Here is a 1,264-nt window from a genome sequence, read left to right as displayed (position 1 = left end):
TTACTCGATGGCAACTAAAGGTAAGGGTTGCGCTCGTTGCGGGACTTAACCCAACATCTCACGACACGAGCTGACGACAACCATGCACCACCTGTATATATGTCTCCGAAGAGAACTCATTATCTCTAATGCATTCATATATATGTCAAGACTTGGTAAGGTTCTTCGCGTTGCTTCGAATTAAACCACATGCTCCGCTGCTTGTGCGGGTCCCCGTCAATTCCTTTGAGTTTCATACTTGCGTACGTACTCCCCAGGCGGAGTGCTTAATGTGTTAACTGCGGCACCGAAATCTCTCCCGACACCTAGCACTCATCGTTTACGGCGTGGACTACCAGGGTATCTAATCCTGTTTGCTCCCCACGCTTTCGTTCCTCAGCGTCAGTATATGGCCAGTAAGTCGCCTTCGCCACTGGTATTCCTCCTAATATCTACGCATTTCACCGCTACACTAGGAATTCCACTTACCTCTCCATATCTCAAGAAATACAGTTTCAATTGCTTACAGAGGTTAAGCCTCTGGATTTCACAACTGACTTGTCTTTCCGCCTGCGAACCCTTTACGCCCAATGATTCCGGACAACGCTCGCCCCCTACGTATTACCGCGGCTGCTGGCACGTAGTTAGCCGGGGCTTCCTCCTATGGTACCGTCACTATCTTCCCATAGGACAGAGCTTTACGACTCGAAAGCCTTCATCGCTCACGCGGCGTCGCTGCATCAGGGTTTCCCCCATTGTGCAATATTCCCCACTGCTGCCTCCCGTAGGAGTTTGGACCGTTTCTCAGTTCCAATGTGACCGTTCACCCTCTCAGGCCGGTTACTGATCGAAGTCTTGGTAAGCCGTTACCTTACCAACTAACTAATCAGACGCGAGTCCATCTTTGACCGCTAAATCACTTTGATTATTTGACCATGTGATCAATTAATTTCATTGGGTATTAATCCCAGTTTCCCGAGGCTATCCCCATGTCAAAGGTAGGTTACTCACGTGTTACTCACCCGTCCGCCGCTAATCCAATTCATCTTCATCCCGAAGGAATCTGTCGAATTTTCATCGCTCGACTTGCATGTGTTAGGCGCGCCGCCAGCGTTCGTCCTGAGCCAGGATCAAACTCTCAATTAAAATTTGATTTGCTCAGTCAATTCTCACTGACTTTATTTCCGCTAAGCATTTTTGCTTGTTTGCTTATTCTTTCTCTTACACTATTTAATTATCAAGGTTGTTCGCTGCTTTAAAACAGCTTATTTATTATATTATGTCT

The 1,264-nt window shown here is 47.2% G+C and carries 1 rRNA gene; it reads right to left on the bottom strand.

Annotation, left to right across the window (positions count from 1 at the left end):
- Positions 1-1,125 (bottom strand): 16S ribosomal RNA (locus BUB47_RS09795); the annotation flags it as partial.
- Positions 1,126-1,264: the final 139 nt, after the last annotated feature.

This window comes from Anaerosphaera aminiphila DSM 21120, assembly GCF_900129925.1.
GTDB lineage: Bacteria > Bacillota > Clostridia > Tissierellales > Peptoniphilaceae > Anaerosphaera > Anaerosphaera aminiphila.
The sequence above is the reverse complement of the archived record's forward strand: the minus strand, read 5'-3'. Positions and strand labels throughout refer to the sequence as shown.